At 68.6% G+C, this 15,459-nt stretch carries 17 protein-coding genes; 4 read left to right on the top strand and 13 right to left on the bottom strand.

Annotated features, from left to right (window positions below; genetic code table 11):
- Nucleotides 1-46: 46 nt before the first annotated feature.
- The 11 genes from AC07Z7_RS20085 to AC07Z7_RS20035 form a co-directional block, all read right to left on the bottom strand.
- Entirely contained in the window at nt 47-1,837 is a 1,791-nt protein-coding gene (locus AC07Z7_RS20085; protein WP_494767430.1) for a hybrid sensor histidine kinase/response regulator, read from the bottom strand.
- Nucleotides 1,834-2,439 carry a response regulator transcription factor gene (locus tag AC07Z7_RS20080; RefSeq protein ID WP_494767429.1) on the bottom strand — a complete coding sequence of 202 codons (606 nt, stop codon included), beginning with the start codon at nt 2,437-2,439 and terminating at the stop codon, nt 1,834-1,836. Before AC07Z7_RS20080 ends, AC07Z7_RS20085 begins: the two co-directional genes overlap by 4 nt.
- 186 nt (nt 2,440-2,625) lie before the next feature.
- Nucleotides 2,626-3,897 carry an 8-amino-7-oxononanoate synthase gene (gene bioF, locus AC07Z7_RS20075; protein ID WP_494767428.1) on the bottom strand — a complete coding sequence of 424 codons (1,272 nt, stop codon included), beginning with the start codon at nt 3,895-3,897 and terminating at the stop codon, nt 2,626-2,628.
- Nucleotides 3,894-4,565: a dethiobiotin synthase gene (gene bioD / locus AC07Z7_RS20070; protein ID WP_494767427.1), complete on the bottom strand. Its 672-nt coding sequence runs from the start codon at nt 4,563-4,565 to the stop codon at nt 3,894-3,896. Before bioD ends, bioF begins: the two co-directional genes overlap by 4 nt.
- The gene (gene bioA / locus AC07Z7_RS20065) at nt 4,565-5,890 is read right to left on the bottom strand and encodes an adenosylmethionine--8-amino-7-oxononanoate transaminase (RefSeq protein WP_494767426.1); all 1,326 of its coding nucleotides are present in this window, start codon (nt 5,888-5,890) and stop codon (nt 4,565-4,567) included. The genes bioD and bioA overlap by 1 nt, the downstream gene beginning before the upstream one ends.
- Nucleotides 5,891-5,892: 2 nt before the next feature.
- On the bottom strand, nt 5,893-6,273 hold the full coding sequence (gene panD / locus AC07Z7_RS20060; protein WP_494767425.1) for an aspartate 1-decarboxylase: 381 nt from the start codon (nt 6,271-6,273) through the stop codon (nt 5,893-5,895).
- A 60-nt stretch (nt 6,274-6,333) separates the two neighbouring features.
- Nucleotides 6,334-6,708, bottom strand: coding sequence for a 6-carboxytetrahydropterin synthase (locus AC07Z7_RS20055; RefSeq protein WP_094291293.1), 375 nt, complete (start codon nt 6,706-6,708; stop codon nt 6,334-6,336).
- A 25-nt stretch (nt 6,709-6,733) separates the two neighbouring features.
- Nucleotides 6,734-7,369: a 7-carboxy-7-deazaguanine synthase gene (queE, locus tag AC07Z7_RS20050; protein ID WP_494767424.1), complete on the bottom strand. Its 636-nt coding sequence runs from the start codon at nt 7,367-7,369 to the stop codon at nt 6,734-6,736.
- On the bottom strand, nt 7,366-8,955 hold the full coding sequence (gene nadB / locus AC07Z7_RS20045; protein WP_494767423.1) for an L-aspartate oxidase: 1,590 nt from the start codon (nt 8,953-8,955) through the stop codon (nt 7,366-7,368). Before nadB ends, queE begins: the two co-directional genes overlap by 4 nt.
- A gap of 134 nt (nt 8,956-9,089) precedes the next feature.
- Nucleotides 9,090-9,953 carry a segregation and condensation protein A gene (locus AC07Z7_RS20040; RefSeq protein WP_252660507.1) on the bottom strand — a complete coding sequence of 288 codons (864 nt, stop codon included), beginning with the start codon at nt 9,951-9,953 and terminating at the stop codon, nt 9,090-9,092.
- A 64-nt stretch (nt 9,954-10,017) separates the two neighbouring features.
- On the bottom strand, nt 10,018-10,224 hold the full coding sequence (locus tag AC07Z7_RS20035) for a DUF3460 family protein (RefSeq protein ID WP_094291290.1): 207 nt from the start codon (nt 10,222-10,224) through the stop codon (nt 10,018-10,020).
- Between the two features lie 77 nt (nt 10,225-10,301).
- Here AC07Z7_RS20035 and AC07Z7_RS20030 point away from each other — a divergent pair, with 77 nt between their 5' ends.
- Nucleotides 10,302-10,814, top strand: a complete 513-nt coding sequence (locus tag AC07Z7_RS20030; protein ID WP_494767422.1) for an outer membrane protein assembly factor BamE — start codon at nt 10,302-10,304, stop codon at nt 10,812-10,814.
- A gap of 36 nt (nt 10,815-10,850) precedes the next feature.
- Here the strand turns inward: AC07Z7_RS20030 and AC07Z7_RS20025 are convergent, their stop codons facing one another.
- A complete protein-coding gene (locus tag AC07Z7_RS20025) occupies nt 10,851-12,512 on the bottom strand; it encodes a SulP family inorganic anion transporter (RefSeq protein ID WP_494767421.1) in 1,662 nt (553 codons plus the stop codon).
- A gap of 330 nt (nt 12,513-12,842) precedes the next feature.
- On the opposite strand from AC07Z7_RS20025, the gene AC07Z7_RS20020 reads away from it, so the two are divergent.
- Nucleotides 12,843-13,490 carry a YitT family protein gene (locus AC07Z7_RS20020; protein ID WP_094291287.1) on the top strand — a complete coding sequence of 216 codons (648 nt, stop codon included), beginning with the start codon at nt 12,843-12,845 and terminating at the stop codon, nt 13,488-13,490.
- 52 nt (nt 13,491-13,542) lie between these two features.
- Here the strand turns inward: AC07Z7_RS20020 and AC07Z7_RS20015 are convergent, their stop codons facing one another.
- On the bottom strand, nt 13,543-14,343 hold the full coding sequence (locus tag AC07Z7_RS20015; protein ID WP_494767420.1) for a MipA/OmpV family protein: 801 nt from the start codon (nt 14,341-14,343) through the stop codon (nt 13,543-13,545).
- A gap of 276 nt (nt 14,344-14,619) precedes the next feature.
- Here AC07Z7_RS20015 and AC07Z7_RS20010 point away from each other — a divergent pair, with 276 nt between their 5' ends.
- On the top strand, nt 14,620-15,279 hold the full coding sequence (locus tag AC07Z7_RS20010; protein ID WP_094291285.1) for a response regulator: 660 nt from the start codon (nt 14,620-14,622) through the stop codon (nt 15,277-15,279).
- Nucleotides 15,276-15,459 (top strand): hypothetical protein (locus tag AC07Z7_RS20005; protein ID WP_494767419.1); only part of this gene is annotated, 184 nt, incomplete at its 3' end. The genes AC07Z7_RS20010 and AC07Z7_RS20005, both read left to right, overlap by 4 nt.

The raw sequence follows: 15,459 nt of genomic DNA, 5'->3' as shown, positions 1-15,459 counted from the left end.
GCGTGGATGGGTGCCTGGGTGGCACACGCCGCCCGCCGTGGGCTGGTCAGCCCGGCAGGTGGCTTTGCAGAAAGGCCCGGAGCTTCATCGGCGCAATGGGCTTGGACAGCAGCGGCAGGCCCGCCGCCGTGGCCCGCTGCTGCACCTCGGCCTGGTGGGCATCGGCCGTGACCAGCAGGGCTGGTACGGGGCTGCACAAGGCCTCGCGCAGGCGTGCAATGGCCGCCATGCCGTCGTCTGCACCGGGCAGGCGCAAATCCACCACCAAGGCATCGATAGGGTCGGCGGTGGTGCCTGCACTGGGCAGCAGCGCCAGGGCGGCCGCCAGATCGCTGGCTTCGACCACGGCGCAGCCCCAGGACGCCAGCAGCCCGCAGAGCGCCTGGCGCGAATCCGCATCGTCTTCCAGCACCAGAATCTGCCGCCCCGTGAGGGGGGCCGGGGTGGCGGCCTCGGCGGGCGGGGCCTGCAACGGGGCTGCCGGTGCGGGCTCCGCCACCGGAAGGCGCAGGCTGAAACTGCTGCCCTGACCGAGGATGGAGTGCACCGAGAGATCAAGGCCCAGCAGGTCGCTCAGCCGCTTGGCGGTGGCCAGCCCCAGGCCCACACCCTGGCTGCGGTTGCGCTGCGGGTTGTCGATCTGGTAGTACTCGTCAAAAATGCGCGGCAACTCGGTTGCCTCCATGCCCACGCCCGAGTCGTGCACGCCCACGGTGAGGGCTCCGCCCTCCTGCACCGCGTCAACGCGCACAAACCCTGCGGGCGTGTAGCGGATGGCGTTGGACACCAGGTTGGACAGCACCCGTGCCAGCAGGGCGCGGTCGCCCCACACGGTGGCGGGGGTGGTGGCCATCTGCAAGTCCAGCCCCCGCTCTTGCGCCATGGCGGCAAAGTTGCCGGTCATTTCATCGAACAGGCCCTGCAGCGCAAAGGCCGTGGGCCGGGGCGTGAGGGTGCGTGCATCCAGCCGCGAGAGTTCGAGCAGGCCTTCCACCAGCGCGCCCATGCTGCTCACACATTCGGCGATGGCGCCGGACAGCGCCTGCACTCGTTCGGGCGCAGCGGCCGTGGGGGTCTGGCGCAGCGTGTGTGAGAGCAGCCCCAGCGCATTGAGGGGTTGGCGCAGGTCGTGGCCGATGGTGGCCAGAAAGCGGGCCTTGGAGGCATGGGCGGCCTCGGCATCGGCGCGTGCCTGCCGGGTGGCTTCGTTTTCGCGCTGCAAGGCGTCGATCAGGGCCAGCTTCTCCTGGCGTTGTGCGCTGGCCTGCGCTAGGGCACGCGCTTGCGCCCGGCCGCTGCGCCACACATACCAGGCCATCAGCACCGAGGCCAGGGCCAGCGCATAGTGCAGGGGCTGGCCCACCAGCACATCGCGCAGGGCCAGCGGGCCGAACACCCCGGCGGCATAGGCTGCCAGCGCGGGCCGGTGGTGGGCCAGGTGGGCGACACTGCCCAGCACCACAGCGGCCAGGCCAATGTGCAAGGCCATCTCGGCCACCACGTTGTGGGGGGCCAGCAGCACCCAGCTGCCTACCCCCCAAGCCAGCGCCTGGGCCAGGGCGCTGGCCACCACCCAGCGGGCCCAGAAGGTATTGCGGCCTGGCTGCTTCGCCCCAACACGGCGGTAGGCCAGGCCCAGGCCGATGCGCAGGCCGCGCACGGCCGCGAACGCGAGCAGCCACCCGGCGATGGAGGCTGCGGGCACATCGCGCCAGAACAGCACGCTGAGGAAAAAAGCCTCCACCACCCCCACCAGGGCGGCCAGGGGCGCGCCCCGGTACAGAGCGTCCAGGGCATCGGCGTCCACGGCCGCTGCAGCGGGTGCGGGCCGTGTCATCGCTGCAGCAGCCCTTGCGCGCGGGCCACCACCAGCAAATGGGTGCGGTTGCGCGCCTGCAGGGTGTCCAGCAACGCAGTGACATGGAGCTTGACGGTGCGCTCGGCAATGCCCAGTTCCTGCGCGATGCGCTTGTTGGGCTGCCCCTGGGCCACCAGCTGCAACACCTCGCGCTGCCGCGCGGTGGGCGTGGGGGCGGTGCTGGCTGGCGCAGGGGCCGGGACATCAAACACCACGCCCCCTTCGGCAATGTGCTGCAGCGCGGCCGCCAGTGCCGGTACGGGCTGCGATTTGCCTAGAAAGCCGCTCGCCCCGGCGCCGCGGGCCGCTACCGCCAGGGAGGGGTCTTCGTCGCCCGAAATCAGTACGCGGGCGACCAGTGGGAACTGCGCGGCAAAAAGCCGCAGGCCTTCCAGGCCTGTGTGGGCGCCCAGACGCTGGTCCAGCAGCACCAGGTCCAGATCCTGTTCTGCCCCTGCCACCTGCAGCCCCGCGTCCAGCGTGGGTGCGGTCAGCACCTGCGCCGTCGGCAGCGCCTGGGCGAGCGCATGCGCGAAGCCCACACAGAACAGGGGGTGGTCGTCCACCAGCAAGAGTTTCATGCAGGGGATTGTGGTGTACGCCGGGGATGGCTGCGGCTGAGAGCCCCGTGGCTTGTTTGAAACGGCCAAACCGGCACACAAGGCGGGCTCCACAACGCACAGCGCCGCATCCTGAGGGAAAGCACTTGATTGCGGCCAGCCGATCCCCTTGGTTTTCAGGGGGGCGGCTGGGCCCTCAGACGCGATTCAAGCGAGAACTGCCGCAGGCGCCACGCTGGTGTCTTCGGTTTCTTGTTGAAGAGCCGCCATGCAGTCGGCGGCATGGGCCACCAGCGCGTCCAGCAATTCCTCCACATCCGCCGCCGTGTGCGCGGCCGACAGCGCAATGCGCAGCCGGGCCGTGCCTGCAGGCACCGTGGGCGGTCGGATGGCGGGCACCCACAGGCCCCGCTGGCGCAGGCTTTCCATCGCGGCCAGGGCCGCTTCGTTGCTGCCGATGACGAGCGCCTGCACCGCCGTGTGGGATGGCAGCAGGTGCCAGCCCAGTTCTGGGGGCAGCGTGGCCAGGCCTTCGCGCAATTGGGCGATGCGCTGGCGCAGCCCCTCCCGCAGGTCGTCCGCAGCGGCAATCAGCTCCAGGCTTTTGCGCAAGGCGCTTGCCAACAGGGGGGGAGCGGCCGTGGCAAAGATGTAGGTGCGGGTCTTTTGCAGCAGCCATTCGATGAGCGCAGCATCACCCGCCACAAATGCGCCGGCCACACCGGCCGCCTTGCCCAGCGTGGCCATGTAGAGCACGCGTCGCGAGGCGTTGGGTCCCGTCAGCCCGGCCTGTGCCAGGCTGCCGCGCCCCTGCGGTCCCAGCACGCCCAAGCCATGGGCGTCGTCCAGCAGCAGCAGGGCGTCGTAGCGCTCGCACAGCGCGAGCAGGGTGGGGATGTCGATCAGGTCGCCGTCCATGCTGAACACCGCGTCGCTGATCACCAGCTTGCGCCGCGCGGGGCTGGCGGCGAGCTGCGCTTCGAGTGCGGCCAGGTCGGCGTGGGGATAGCGGTGGATGGTGGCGCGCGACAGGCGGGCACCGTCGATCAGGCAGGCGTGGTTGAGCGCATCGGAGAACAGCGCATCGCCGTCGCCCACCAGCGCCGGGATGATGCCGGTGTTGGTGGCATAGCCCGCATAGAAGTAGAGCGCGCGGGGCAGTTGCACAAAGGCGGCCAGTTCGTGCTCCAGCGCATCGTTGGCGGCGCTGTGGCCGCTGACCAGGGGCGAGCCGCCCGAGCCCACGCCAAAGTGGTGGGTGGCTTCGCGCGCCGCCTCGGCGAGCGCGGGGTGGCTGGCCAGGCCCAGGTAGTCGTTGCTGCAAAAAGCCAGCATGGTCTGGCCGTCCACCCGCAGGCGGGCGCCGCCAGCAGGTTCCACCACGCGGCGGCGGCGCAGCAGGTGGGCGCGCTCGATGTCGGCCAGGTGCGCGGGAATCTCGTCCAGCCACGAGGGCTGGGGCGCCGTGCGGCTTGTCATTGCCAGTCCTTGGGCAAGTCAAACACCAGGCTGCCGGGTTCGGGCAGGTCCTGGTAGGGCACCTCGGCCAGCAGCGGGGCGTTGACGCGTGCGCGCAGGTAGGCGATGTTCTCGTCGGCGGCGCCCATCTCCGGGTCGATGCGGTTGGCCACCCAGCCCGCCAGCGTGAGGCCGCGCGCACGGATCGCCTCGGCCGTGAGCAGGGCGTGGTTGAGGCAGCCCAGGCGCAGGCCCACCACCAGCACCACGGGCAGGGCCAGCGCCTGGGCCAGGTCGGCACCCGTGAGCGTGTCGGTGAGCGGCACGTGGAAGCCGCCCGCGCCCTCCACCACCACGGCATCGGCCTGGGCGGCCAGCGCCTGGTAGCTCGCAACGATGGTGGCGATGTCGATCTCTACACCCGCCCGTGCGGCCGCAATGTGGGGCGAGAGCGGGTCGGGCAGCAGCACGGGGTTGTCCAGCGCGGGCGCCACGGCCAGGGTGGAGGCCGAGCGCAGCGCAATCGCGTCTTCGCTGGCCCAGTCCTCACCCCAGGGCACCAGGCCCGCCGCCACCGGCTTCATGCCCACCACGCGGCGGTGGTGGCGTGCCAGCGCATGCAGCAGCCCGGCGGACACCAGCGTCTTGCCGACACCGGTGTCGGTGCCGGTCACAAAACATCCCATCATCAACTTTCCTCCTGCAGGGTGGCGTTCAGCGCATCGAGCGCGCCGCTGGCAAGGCATTGCACGGCCTCGTCGTCGAGCACATAGGGCGGCATGGCATACAGCGTTTTCCCGATCGGCCGCAGCACCAGCCCCCGTGTCATCGCGTGCTGGTGGTAGCGGCGCGCAAAGTCGGGCAGCGTGGTGTCCACATCCCAGGCCCAGATCATTCCGAGGCTGCGCGCATGGCGCACACGTGGATGCTGTGCCAAGGGTGCGCACGCCGCATCGATGCGTTGCGCCAGCGCCTTGTTGGCGTTCAGCGCATCCAGTTGCTCAAACAGTTCCAGCGTGGCCAGCGCCGCGCGGCAGGCCAGCGGGTTGCCGGTGTACGAGTGCGAATGCAGAAAGCCGCGCGCCACATCATCGTCGTAGAACGCGGCATACACCGCGTCCGTCGTCAGCACGGCCGACAGCGGCAGCGTGCCGCCCGTGAGGCCCTTGGACAGGCAGATGAAATCCGGCCGGATGCCCGCCTGCTGGTGCGCGAACATCGTGCCCGTGCGGCCAAAGCCCACGGCGATCTCGTCCACCACCAGGTGCACCTGGTAGCGGTTGCACAGCGCACGCGCCAGACGCAGGTATTCGGGGTCGTGCATGGCCATGCCAGCGGCGCATTGCACCAGGGGCTCGACGATGAAGGCGGCGGTGGTGCTGTGGTGCTCCTGCAGCCATGCCTCCAGCGCGGCGGCGGCGCGCCGGGCTACGTCTTGCGCGGTTTCGCCCGGGGCGGCGCCGCGTGCATCGGGGCTGGGGACGGTGTCGGCCAGGCGCACCAGTGGTGCATAGGCCTCGCGGAAGATGGCGATGTCGGTCACCGCCAGCGCGCCCACGGTCTCGCCGTGGTAGCCACCGGCCAGGCCTACAAAGCGGCTTTTGGCGGGGCGGCCGGTGTTGCGCCAGTAGTGCGCGCTCATCTTCAGCGCAATTTCGGTGGCAGCGGCACCGTCGCTGCCGTAGAACGCATGGCCCAGGCCGGTGAGTGCGGCCAGCCGTTCGGACAGCTCCACCACAGGCGCATGGGTGAAGCCCGCCAGCATCACGTGGTCGAGCCGGCCCAGCTGGTCCACCAGCGCGGCCTGGATGTGTGGGTGGCTGTGGCCGAACAGGTTGACCCACCAGGAGCTGATGCCGTCCAGGTAACGCTGGCCATCGGTGCCATGGAGCCACGGGCCTTGCGCGCGCGCAATGGCCACGGGCGGCTGGGCTTCGTGCCGCTTCATCTGGGTGCAAGGGTGCCAGACGGCGGCCAGACTGCGGGCCACCAGCCCGTCATGTTTTGGCTGCATGGTTACAGGGCCTGGGTGGGCACCGCGTGGCGCAGCTCGGTCTGGCGGTTGTGCTCGTCCACAAACACCAGCTGCGGCTGGTGCGTGCCGACCTGGTCTTCATGCACCTGCGCAAAGGCTGCAATGATGATGAGGTCGCCTGCGGACGCGCGGCGTGCGGCCGAGCCGTTCACCGAGATCATGCCGCTGCCGCGCTGGCCCTTGATGGCGTAGGTGACAAAACGCTCGCCGTTGTTGATGTTCCAGATGTGGATCTGCTCGTTCTCGGCGATGTTGGCCGCGTCGAGCAGGTCCTCGTCGATGGCGCAGGAGCCTTCGTAGTGCAGCTCGCACTGGGTCACGGCCACGCGGTGGATCTTGGATTTGAGCAGGGTGCGGAACATCGGGCTTCCTTCAGTGAAGTCTGTGAATGGGGGGCCTGCCGGCGGCAGGGCCGTGGCCGGTCAGGGCTGCGGAAAGTCCAGCACGCAGCTGTCGCCCAGCGCTTCGCGCCACACGCGCACGCGGCTCACGCTGGGGCGCAGGTCGGCGGGCAGGGCCTGGGCGATGAAAACGCACAGGTTCTCCAGCGTGGGGGTGCCCAGGCCGGGCACGTCGTCCAGCATGTGGTGGTCCAGCTGCTCGCGCACCACCTCCAGGCCCCGGCGCAGCAGGCCCAGGTCCAGCACCATGCCGGTGGCCGGATCGCGCGGGCCGCTTAGAAAGACTTCGGCGTGGTATGTGTGGCCGTGCACGCGGCGGCTGCCTTCGGCCTCGATTTCGCGGCGCAGGGTGTGGGCGGCGTCGAAGAAGAAGCGCTGGGAGATGGTGAACAACATACGGGAACCAAAAAAAGAAAGCTGCTCACCGGATGCCGGTGAGCTTGTGGGTTTGCAGGCTCAGGCGCCATGCGGGGTGGGCCAGGCAGGCATCAATGCAGGCGGCAGTGTTCTGGCGCTGCAGCAGGCCGTCCATGGGCTGCAGGAATCGGTGGGTGAACTGCGTGTCCTGCTCCAGCGCCAACAGGTCAAATCCGGGCTGGGGCCAGACGAGTTTCAGCTCTTGCCCGCTGCGCTGCACCCAGGGCGCGCCCGCCTTGGGGCTGATGCACAGCCAGTCGATGCCTTCGGGAGCGGCCACGGTGCCGTTGCTCTCGACGGCAACGCGGAACTGCTGGGCGTGCAGCGCGTCGATCAGCGCCGCATCCACCTGCAGCAGCGGCTCGCCACCGGTCAGCACCACCAGGCGGTGGCCTGCGCCCGCAGGCCATTGGGCGGCGATCAATTCCGCCAGTGCCGTGGCCGTCTCGAACTTGCCGCCCAGCGTGCCGTCGGTGCCCACAAAGTCGGTGTCGCAGAACTGGCAGATGGCCTGGGCGCGGTCCTGCTCACGGCCCGTCCAGAGGTTGCAGCCCGCAAAGCGGCAGAACACGGCGGGTGTGCCCGCCTGACCGCCTTCGCCTTGCAGGGTGTAGAAAATTTCTTTGACGCTGTAGGTCATCGGGCCACCGGTGGTACGAGAAGGGTGGGGGCCGCAGGCGCGGCCATCTCGGGGTAATCGCGGCTGAAATGCAGGCCCCGGCTTTCGCGGCGCAGCTGGGCGCTTTTCACGATCAGGTCGGCCACCTGCACCAGGTTGCGCAGCTCCAGCAGGTCGCGTGTGATGTGGAAGTGGGCGTAGAACTCCTGGATCTCGCCCTGCAGCATGGCAATGCGGTGGGCGGCACGCTCCAGGCGCTTGTTGGTGCGCACGATACCCACGTAGTCCCACATGAAGCGGCGCAGTTCGTCCCAGTTGTGGGAGATGACGACCGATTCATCCGCATCGGTCACGCGGCTGTCGTCCCACGCGGGCACGGTGGGCAGTTCTGTGGTCGGGGCTGCAGCGATGGCCTGCGCAGCGGCGCGGGCGAACACCATGCATTCGAGCAGCGAGTTGCTGGCCAGCCGGTTGGCGCCGTGCAGGCCGGTGCAGGCCACCTCGCCCACGGCAAACAGGCCGGGCAGGTCGGTGCGGCCGGCCAGGTCGGTCAGCACGCCGCCGCAGGTGAAGTGGGCGGTGGGCACCACGGGGATGGGTTCCTTCGTGATGTCGATGCCCAGCGACGCGCAGTGGGCCAGGATGTTGGGGAAATGTTCCTGCAAAAACGCGGGGCTCTGGTGCGAGATGTCCAGGTGCACGCAATCCAGCCCGTGCTTCTTCATCTCGAAGTCAATGGCGCGGGCCACCACGTCGCGCGGGGCCAGCTCGGCGCGCGGGTCGTGGTCCAGCATGAAGCGCGTGCCGCCGGCAGAGGGGGGCAGCTTGAGTTGCCCGCCCTCGCCGCGCACGGCCTCGCTGATGAGGAAGGACTTTTCGTGCGGGTGGTAGAGGCCCGTGGGGTGGAACTGGATGAACTCCATGTTCGCCACGCGGCAGCCCGCGCGCCAGGCGGCGGCAATGCCGTCGCCCGTGGCGGTGTCGGGGTTGGTGGTGTACAGGTACACCTTGCCCGCGCCGCCCGTGGCCAGGATGGTTTGCGGCGCGCGGAAGGTCACGACCTCGTCGGTGTCGCTGTCCAGCGCGTACAGACCCAGGCAGCGCTGGCCGGGCAGGCCGAGCTTGCGCGTGGTGATCAGGTCCACCAGCGTGTGCTGCTCGAACAGCGTGATGCCGGGGGTGCTGCGCACCACGTCGATCAGCGTGCGCTGCACGGCTGCGCCGGTGGCATCGGTCACATGGGCGATGCGGCGCGCGCTGTGACCGCCTTCGCGCGTCAGGTGCAGCTGGTCGCCTTCGAGTGTGAAGGGCACACCCAGCTCGCGCAGCCAGGCAATCGATGCGGGCGCGTTCTCCACCACAAAGCGGGTGGTGGCCAGGTCGCACAGGCCCGCACCGGCCACCAGCGTGTCTTCGATGTGTGCGGCAAAGCTGTCGTCGTCGGCCAGCACGGCGGCAATGCCGCCCTGGGCCCAGCCGCTCGATCCATCTTGCAGCGTGCGCTTGGTGATCACGGCCACGCGGTGGGTGGGCGCCAGGTGCAGCGCGGCCGAGAGGCCAGCGAGGCCGCTGCCTACGATGAGAACGTCGAAGTCGTGGGATGCCATAAGGGGTCCGTAATTGCCGTTGGAAACGGCGCTGCTTCAGGCCAGTGCCACCGTGGAGCTGGCTTTGCCAGGCCACCGGTGGCGTCCCCCTCCCGAAGGAGAGGGGGAAGGCGCCGAAGGCGACTCAGGGGGTGTCATGCAGGTGTATAGGCGAGGCGCACGTAGATGGGTGCGAAGGCCTCGGCCTGCGTGATCTCGATCAGCGTCTCTTTGGCCAGCTCCAGCAGGGCGATGAAGGTCACCACCAGCACGGTGCTGCCTTTTTCGGGCTCGAAGAGTTCTTCAAATTCCACAAAGCGGCGGCCCTGCAGCGTCTTGAGCACCATGCTCATGTATTCGCGCACGCTCAGCTCTTCGCGTGTGATCTTGTGGTGCTGGACGAGCTTGGCGCGCTTCAGAATGTCGCGCCATGCCTCTTGCAGCTCCACCACATGCACGTCGGGGAAGCGCGGCTGCAGGCTTTGTTCGATGTAGACCTGGGCCTTGAGGAAGTCACGGCCGTACTGCGGCAACTGCCCCAGGCGGGCGGCGGCCATTTTCATCTGCTCGTATTCGAGCAGGCGGCGCACCAGCTCGGCGCGCGGGTCTTCGGGCTCCTCGCCGCCTTCCTGCTTTTTGGGCGGCAGCAGCATGCGCGACTTGATCTCGATGAGCATCGCCGCCATCAGCAAATACTCGGCCGCCAGCTCCAGGTTGCGGCTGCGGATCTCGTCCACATACGCCAGGTACTGCTTGGTCACCCCCACCATGGGGATGTCGAGGATGTTGAAATTCTGCTTGCGGATCAGGTACAGCAGCAGGTCCAGCGGGCCTTCAAAGGCTTCGAGGAAGACTTCGAGCGCGTCGGGCGGGATGTACAGGTCGTTGGGCAGCGCAAACAGCGGCTCGCCATACAGGCGCGCCAGCGCCACCTGGTCCACCACGTCGGGCATGCCTGCCGCATCCAGGGCGGGCATGTCCGGCGAATCGGCCGTGTCGGCTGCGCTCGCGGTGGTCATGGGGTGCTATAAAAATATGAGCTATCAGCGCTTGATGGACAGGCGCAGAAGGCCAATTTGGTGCTTAATCCGCGTTCGTCTGGTAGACGTAGGGCTTCTGGGCCACCTGGCCCTCGCGGTATTCGCCCCAGATCTTGCGGTCTACCTGCTTGTCCCACAGCAGGGCGCGGCCGGCTTGCTGCTGCTGGTCCAGCTCGGGGCGGCTGGCCTTGAGCTGGTTGATGAACTGGGTGGCGTCGGACTGGTAGTCGGGGCGGCGGAAAATGGACATGGACTGTGAATCTCTTTCTTGGAACGCGTCAGACACAGTGACGCACCAAAGGTCCAAGATTTTACCGGGACGAATTTATGCGCTTGATATATCGCGTCGCTGCCCTGGCAGCGGCCGCTTTTTCCCTGATCGCCCTCACCGCCTGCGACCCCCAGCGCATCAGCGAGCTGAAGGAGGGCGTATCGACCGAAGCCGACGTGCGCGACCGCTTTGGCGCGCCCGAAAACGTCTGGGACGAGCCCGGCGGCGCGCGCACCTTCGAGTACAACCGCCAGCCCGCGGGCCAGGTCAACTACATGATCACCATCGGGGCCGATGGCCGCATGACGGCACTGCGCCAGGTGCTCACGCCCGAAACCTTTGCGCGCGTGTCGCCCGGCATGCGCATGGACGAGGTGCGCCGCCTGCTGGGCAAACCCGCCAAGTCCACGCCCTACGAGCTGAAGAAGGAGACCTGGGTGGACTGGCGCTACCTGGAAGCGCCTAACCAGGCCAAGGTGTTCACGGTGGTCCACGGGCCCGAGCATGTGGTGCTGCGCACGCAGACCGGGGCGGACATGGATGCGCCGGAGTTCAAGGGCGGCAAGTAGGGCCTTTCAGCCTGCGATCTTCTCCATCAGCGCAGCTTAAACGGCCAGATCGTCCTGCGCCGCCAGCCGCGCGCCAAAGCCTGATCGCTCAATGAGTGAACGTGGCTGCTCGTGCAGGTGCTCGATGCGCAGGCGCCCGCCGCGCGCCGCCACGGCCTTGAGCAGCTGGGCCAGCGCATCGAGCCCGGTGGTGTCCAGCGCCACCAGTTCGCTCGCGTCCAGCACCACGTCCAGGCCGGGCGGGCCCGCCTCCACGGCCTGGATGATGGTGTCCAGCTTGGCGGCGGCGCCAAAGAACAGCGCGCCGTGCAGGCGCCAGGTGGCGGCCGGGTGCCGGGGGGTTGCGGCGGTGTCCGGGGCGGGCTGCCGCTCCACGCGGAACAGCGCGCTCATGCGCCGCACAAACAGCGCGCAGGCCATGAACAGGCCCACCTCGACCGCCACCGTGAGGTCGAACACCACGGTGAGGAAAAACGTGCCCAGCATCAGCAGCCGGTAGTGGTTGCTGAAGTGCTTCAGGCGCACAAATTCGTGCCATTCGCCCATGTTCCAGGCCACAAACAGCAGGATGCCCGCCAGCACTGCCAGCGGAATGTGCAGCGCCAGCGGCGCGGCCACCAGCACGATCACGGCCAGCGTGAGTGCATGCACCATGCCCGCAATCGGCGAGGTGGCGCCCGAGCGGATGTTGGTCACCGTGCGCGCGATGGTGCCCGTGGCCGGCATGCCGCCAAAAAATGGCACCACGATATTGGCCAGGCCCTGGGCCACCAGCTCCTGGTTGGGGTCGTGCTTCTTGTGGTGCGGGTCGGTGGCCAGTTGGTCGGCCACACGCGCGCACAGCAGCGACTCGATGGCGCCCAAGAGCGCAATGGTCAGCGTGGGCGTGACCAGCAGGCGCACCGTCTCCCACGAAAAATCGGGCAGCGCAAACACCGGCAGCGCCTGCGGGATGCCGCCAAAGCGCGAGCCGATGGTCTCCACCGGCAGCTGGAGCGCCCAGGCCAGCAGGCTCAGCGTGACCAGGGCGACCACGGGCGCGGGCACGCGCGCAAAGCTGCGCACCGTGTGCTGCTCCAGCACCCGCATCACGGGCGATTCCTTCATCGTGAGCTTGGGCCAGAGGAACAAACCGGCCACGCAGGCCGCGCCCAGCCCGAAGGCATACGGGTTGAAGCTGCCCAGGTGCTGCGCCAATGTGCCCACCTGCGAGAAAAAATTGCCCGGCATGCGCTCGATCGACAGGCCCAGCCAGTCCTTCACCTGCGACAGCGCAATCAGCACTGCAATGCCGTTGGTGAACCCGATCACGATGCTCACCGGCACAAAGCGCACCAGCGTGCCCAGCCGGAACAGGCCCAGCAGCACCAGCAGCACGCCCGCGCAGGCGGTGGAGATCAGCAGGTTGGCCACGCCGTAGCGCTCGACGATGCCGTACACGATCACGATGAATGCGCCCGCCGGCCCGCCAATCTGCACATTGGTACCGCCCAGCGCCGAGATCAGAAAGCCCGCGATGATCGCCGTCCACAGCCCGGCCTCGGGCTTGAGCCCGCTGGCAATCGCAAACGCCATGGCCAGCGGCAGCGCCACGATGCCCACCGTGACCCCCGCCCCCACATCGGCCAGCCAGCGGCTTTTGTCGTAGCCGCGCAGCGCATCGATAAGGCGGGGGTGGAAGGCGAAGCTCAGCGACATGGTGGCGGGTGCTTTCGGGGCGGGGCGACGGGTTTCAGTGTAGGGAGCCAACCCCCAGGCGCCAAGCAGCTTGCATGCCGCGCTGCCGCGCCGCGGATCCTCTGTAATGGAGTTATGCTATATATTTGATAGCTATAAAGGCAATACTATCAGGCGCAGAGGGCCAAAAAGGCTTGAAAGTTTTGAACTCCGAATGAGCCACGGACCTGCACGCCGGTGTAGCCATGCCGGGGCTTGGCATGTTGCTTGCTGACCCCGGCCTGCCTGCTGCCATGCACTTTTTTTCAGCGCACAGGCTTTCTGTGCCAGCCGACGATGGTTGAATTACCCATGCCCGACACCCCCACCCCAGGCTCCGCCGTGGACGCCGCCGCGCAGGCGGCCACCCTGCGCCACGGCGCGTTCGAAGACGCTCAGGCCCTGTTTGCCGGCACGCTGTTTGTGGCCATGGCACTCATGCTGTTCAACCAGGCGGGGCTGCTGGTGGGCGGCACGGCGGGCGTGGCGTTCTTGCTGCATTACGTCACCGGCATCTCGTTCGGCAAGTTGTTCTTTGTCGTCAACCTGCCGTTTTACTGGTTCGCCTGGACGCGCATGGGCCGCGAGTTCACCCTCAAGACCTTTGTGTGTGTGGCACTGCTGTCGCTGCTCACCGAACTGTTCCCGCACGTGATGCATGTGGACTACCTCAACCCGCTGTTCGCGTCCTTGCTGGGCGGGTTGCTGCTGGGCACGGGCTGCCTGTTTCTGGCGCGCCACCGCTCCAGCCTGGGCGGCGCCACCGTGGTCTCGCTGTACCTGCAGGCCCGCTACGGCATGCGCGCGGGCAAGGTGCAGATGCTGATCGACGGCACCGTGGTGCTGCTGGCGCTGTTTGTGGTGCCGGTGGAGCGGGTGGCGTATTCGGTGCTGGCGGTGCTGGTGATGAGCGGGTTCTTGTGGATCAGCCACCGGCCGGGGCGGTACGTGGGGCATTGACGGGCCCGGTCATGCCCAGCCGTGCCCCGCGCGGACCGGTGGCGAATCAGGCTCAGAACCGGTACAGGAACCCCGCCGTCACCGCAGGCTGGCTGGACCGCTCCACCAGCGGGCTGTTCTTGATGGCGCTGCCCAGCCGGGTGCTGCTCACATCCACAAACATCCACTGCCGGGGCGCCAAGGTGTAGCCCACGCGCACGCCCGCCTGCAGGTTCACGGCCGCGCTGCCTGCGTAGGCGGGGCGGCCCGGGCGGGCCTCGTGTTTCTCCACGCCGTAGTAGTAGTCCACGGCCTTGCGGTCCTGGCGCTGTAGGGCCAGGCGCGGGGTGAGGTCGAAGGCGCCTGCCTGGAAGCGACGCTCGGCCTGCAGCGTGAGCTGGTGGCCCTTGCTGTGGCCCGAGGCGTCGGCCAGCAGCTCCGCCGACAGGTCCACCACCCCGGTGTGCCAGGTGGCGGCGGCGCCCAGCCACAGGCTGCCCTTGCGCTCGGCCATGCCCGCCAGGTGGGGCGAGTCCTTGGCCTCGTAGCCCTCAAAGCCAAAGCGGGAGCGCAGCCGCAGGTCCAGGGGCCCCGCCGAGGGCAGCTTGAAGTCCACGCCCGGGCCCATGATGCTGATCCAGCGGTTTTCGTAGGTGACCAGGGGCAGGGGCTGCACCTTGTGGTCAAAGCTGCGGTAGGGTTTGCGGTCGGCGCTCACGGCCAGGCCCAGGCCCCAGGCGGGCTCCTGGGCTTGCTGCTGGGGCTGGGGCTGCTGCGCCCACAGGCTGGCGGGTGCCGCTGCCAGCGTCAGCAGGGCGGCCACGGCCGCCAGGCGGCGGGGGGCGCAAGACAAGGTATCTGGGAGATGTGTCATGGTTCAGAAGGGTGTGAAGCGGGTGGGTACAGGGCTTGCCAGCGTGGACACCCCGCCGCCGGGGTGGTAGCGTGCGGCGGCACTGCGCTGGAAGGTCGGCCAGCGGGTCGGCTGGCTGGCGGGGCGACTGTAGGAAGCCCGACTTAGCCCAGAGTTAGCGCCCCGGGGCCGGGGGCTTGGGGTCTTCATGCGGCGCTCATCTGGCGCTAAGAATGGCGCGCTAGGCTCCGCCCGGGCCCGTGGACTCATGCGGCGTATTGATCAGAGGAGAACCTGTTGCGCGCACTGCTGGTGGAAGACGACGACATGATCGGGCGCAGCCTTGTGCATGCGCTCAAGGGCGCGGGCTGGTCGGTGGACTGGGTGCGCGACGGCGCCCTGGCACACAGTGCACTGGCCGATGGCGACTACCGCTGCGTGTTGCTGGACCTGGGCCTGCCCGGGCTGGACGGCACCGAGGTGCTGCGCCGAGCCCGTGCGCGCGGCGACCTCACGCCCGTGCTGGTGCTCACCGCCCGCGACGGGCTGGACGACCGCATCCAGGGGCTGGACCTGGGCGCCGACGACTACCTGCTCAAACCCTTCGAGGTGGGCGAACTGCTGGCCCGCATGCGTGCCGTGGTGCGCAGGCGCAGCGGTGTGGCCCAGTCCATCGTGGGCAATGGCGTGGTGCAGCTGGACCTGGCAACGCGCGAGGTGCTGCGCGGCGGTGCGCGCGAAGCCCTCACCGCGCGCGAGTTTGCGCTGCTGCAGGCGCTGCTGGAGCGCCCCGGCGCGATCCTCTCGCGCGAGCAGCTCGAAAACCGCATCTACGGCTGGGGCGAGGAGGTGAGCAGCAACGCGGTGGACGTGCTCATCCACGGCATGCGCCGCAAGCTGGGGCCCGATGCCATTCGCAATGTGCGCGGCCTGGGCTGGCGGGTGGCGGCGGCATGAAGGCCGCCACCGAGACCGGCCGCACAAGCACCGGTGCGCCCAGCCGCTGGTACCACTTCCGCTCGTTGCGTGGGCAGCTGCTGGCGTGGCTGGCGCCCTGGGTGGTGGTGGGCGCGGTGGTGGCGGGCTGGGCGTTCTACGCCAGCTATGGCCTGGTGCTGCACACCTTCATGCAGACCC

Source organism: Acidovorax sp. GW101-11A03 (assembly GCF_059424825.1).
This window is presented reverse-complemented; position numbering and strand designations above follow the sequence as displayed.

Excerpts from the sequence above, each read along its gene's own strand:
- AC07Z7_RS20085 (WP_494767430.1), bottom strand. The coding sequence starts at position 1,837 with ATGACACGGCCCGCACCCGCTGCAGCGGCCGTGGACGCCGATGCCCTG.
- AC07Z7_RS20080 (WP_494767429.1), bottom strand. The coding sequence starts at position 2,439 with ATGAAACTCTTGCTGGTGGACGACCACCCCCTGTTCTGTGTGGGCTTC.
- bioF (WP_494767428.1), bottom strand. The coding sequence starts at position 3,897 with ATGACAAGCCGCACGGCGCCCCAGCCCTCGTGGCTGGACGAGATTCCC.
- bioD (WP_494767427.1), bottom strand. The coding sequence starts at position 4,565 with ATGATGGGATGTTTTGTGACCGGCACCGACACCGGTGTCGGCAAGACG.
- bioA (WP_494767426.1), bottom strand. The coding sequence starts at position 5,890 with ATGCAGCCAAAACATGACGGGCTGGTGGCCCGCAGTCTGGCCGCCGTC.
- panD (WP_494767425.1), bottom strand. The coding sequence starts at position 6,273 with ATGTTCCGCACCCTGCTCAAATCCAAGATCCACCGCGTGGCCGTGACC.
- AC07Z7_RS20055 (WP_094291293.1), bottom strand. The coding sequence starts at position 6,708 with ATGTTGTTCACCATCTCCCAGCGCTTCTTCTTCGACGCCGCCCACACC.
- queE (WP_494767424.1), bottom strand. The coding sequence starts at position 7,369 with ATGACCTACAGCGTCAAAGAAATTTTCTACACCCTGCAAGGCGAAGGC.
- nadB (WP_494767423.1), bottom strand. The coding sequence starts at position 8,955 with ATGGCATCCCACGACTTCGACGTTCTCATCGTAGGCAGCGGCCTCGCT.
- AC07Z7_RS20040 (WP_252660507.1), bottom strand. The coding sequence starts at position 9,953 with ATGACCACCGCGAGCGCAGCCGACACGGCCGATTCGCCGGACATGCCC.
- AC07Z7_RS20035 (WP_094291290.1), bottom strand. The coding sequence starts at position 10,224 with ATGTCCATTTTCCGCCGCCCCGACTACCAGTCCGACGCCACCCAGTTC.
- AC07Z7_RS20030 (WP_494767422.1), top strand. The coding sequence starts at position 10,302 with ATGCGCTTGATATATCGCGTCGCTGCCCTGGCAGCGGCCGCTTTTTCC.
- AC07Z7_RS20025 (WP_494767421.1), bottom strand. The coding sequence starts at position 12,512 with ATGTCGCTGAGCTTCGCCTTCCACCCCCGCCTTATCGATGCGCTGCGC.
- AC07Z7_RS20020 (WP_094291287.1), top strand. The coding sequence starts at position 12,843 with ATGCCCGACACCCCCACCCCAGGCTCCGCCGTGGACGCCGCCGCGCAG.
- AC07Z7_RS20015 (WP_494767420.1), bottom strand. The coding sequence starts at position 14,343 with ATGACACATCTCCCAGATACCTTGTCTTGCGCCCCCCGCCGCCTGGCG.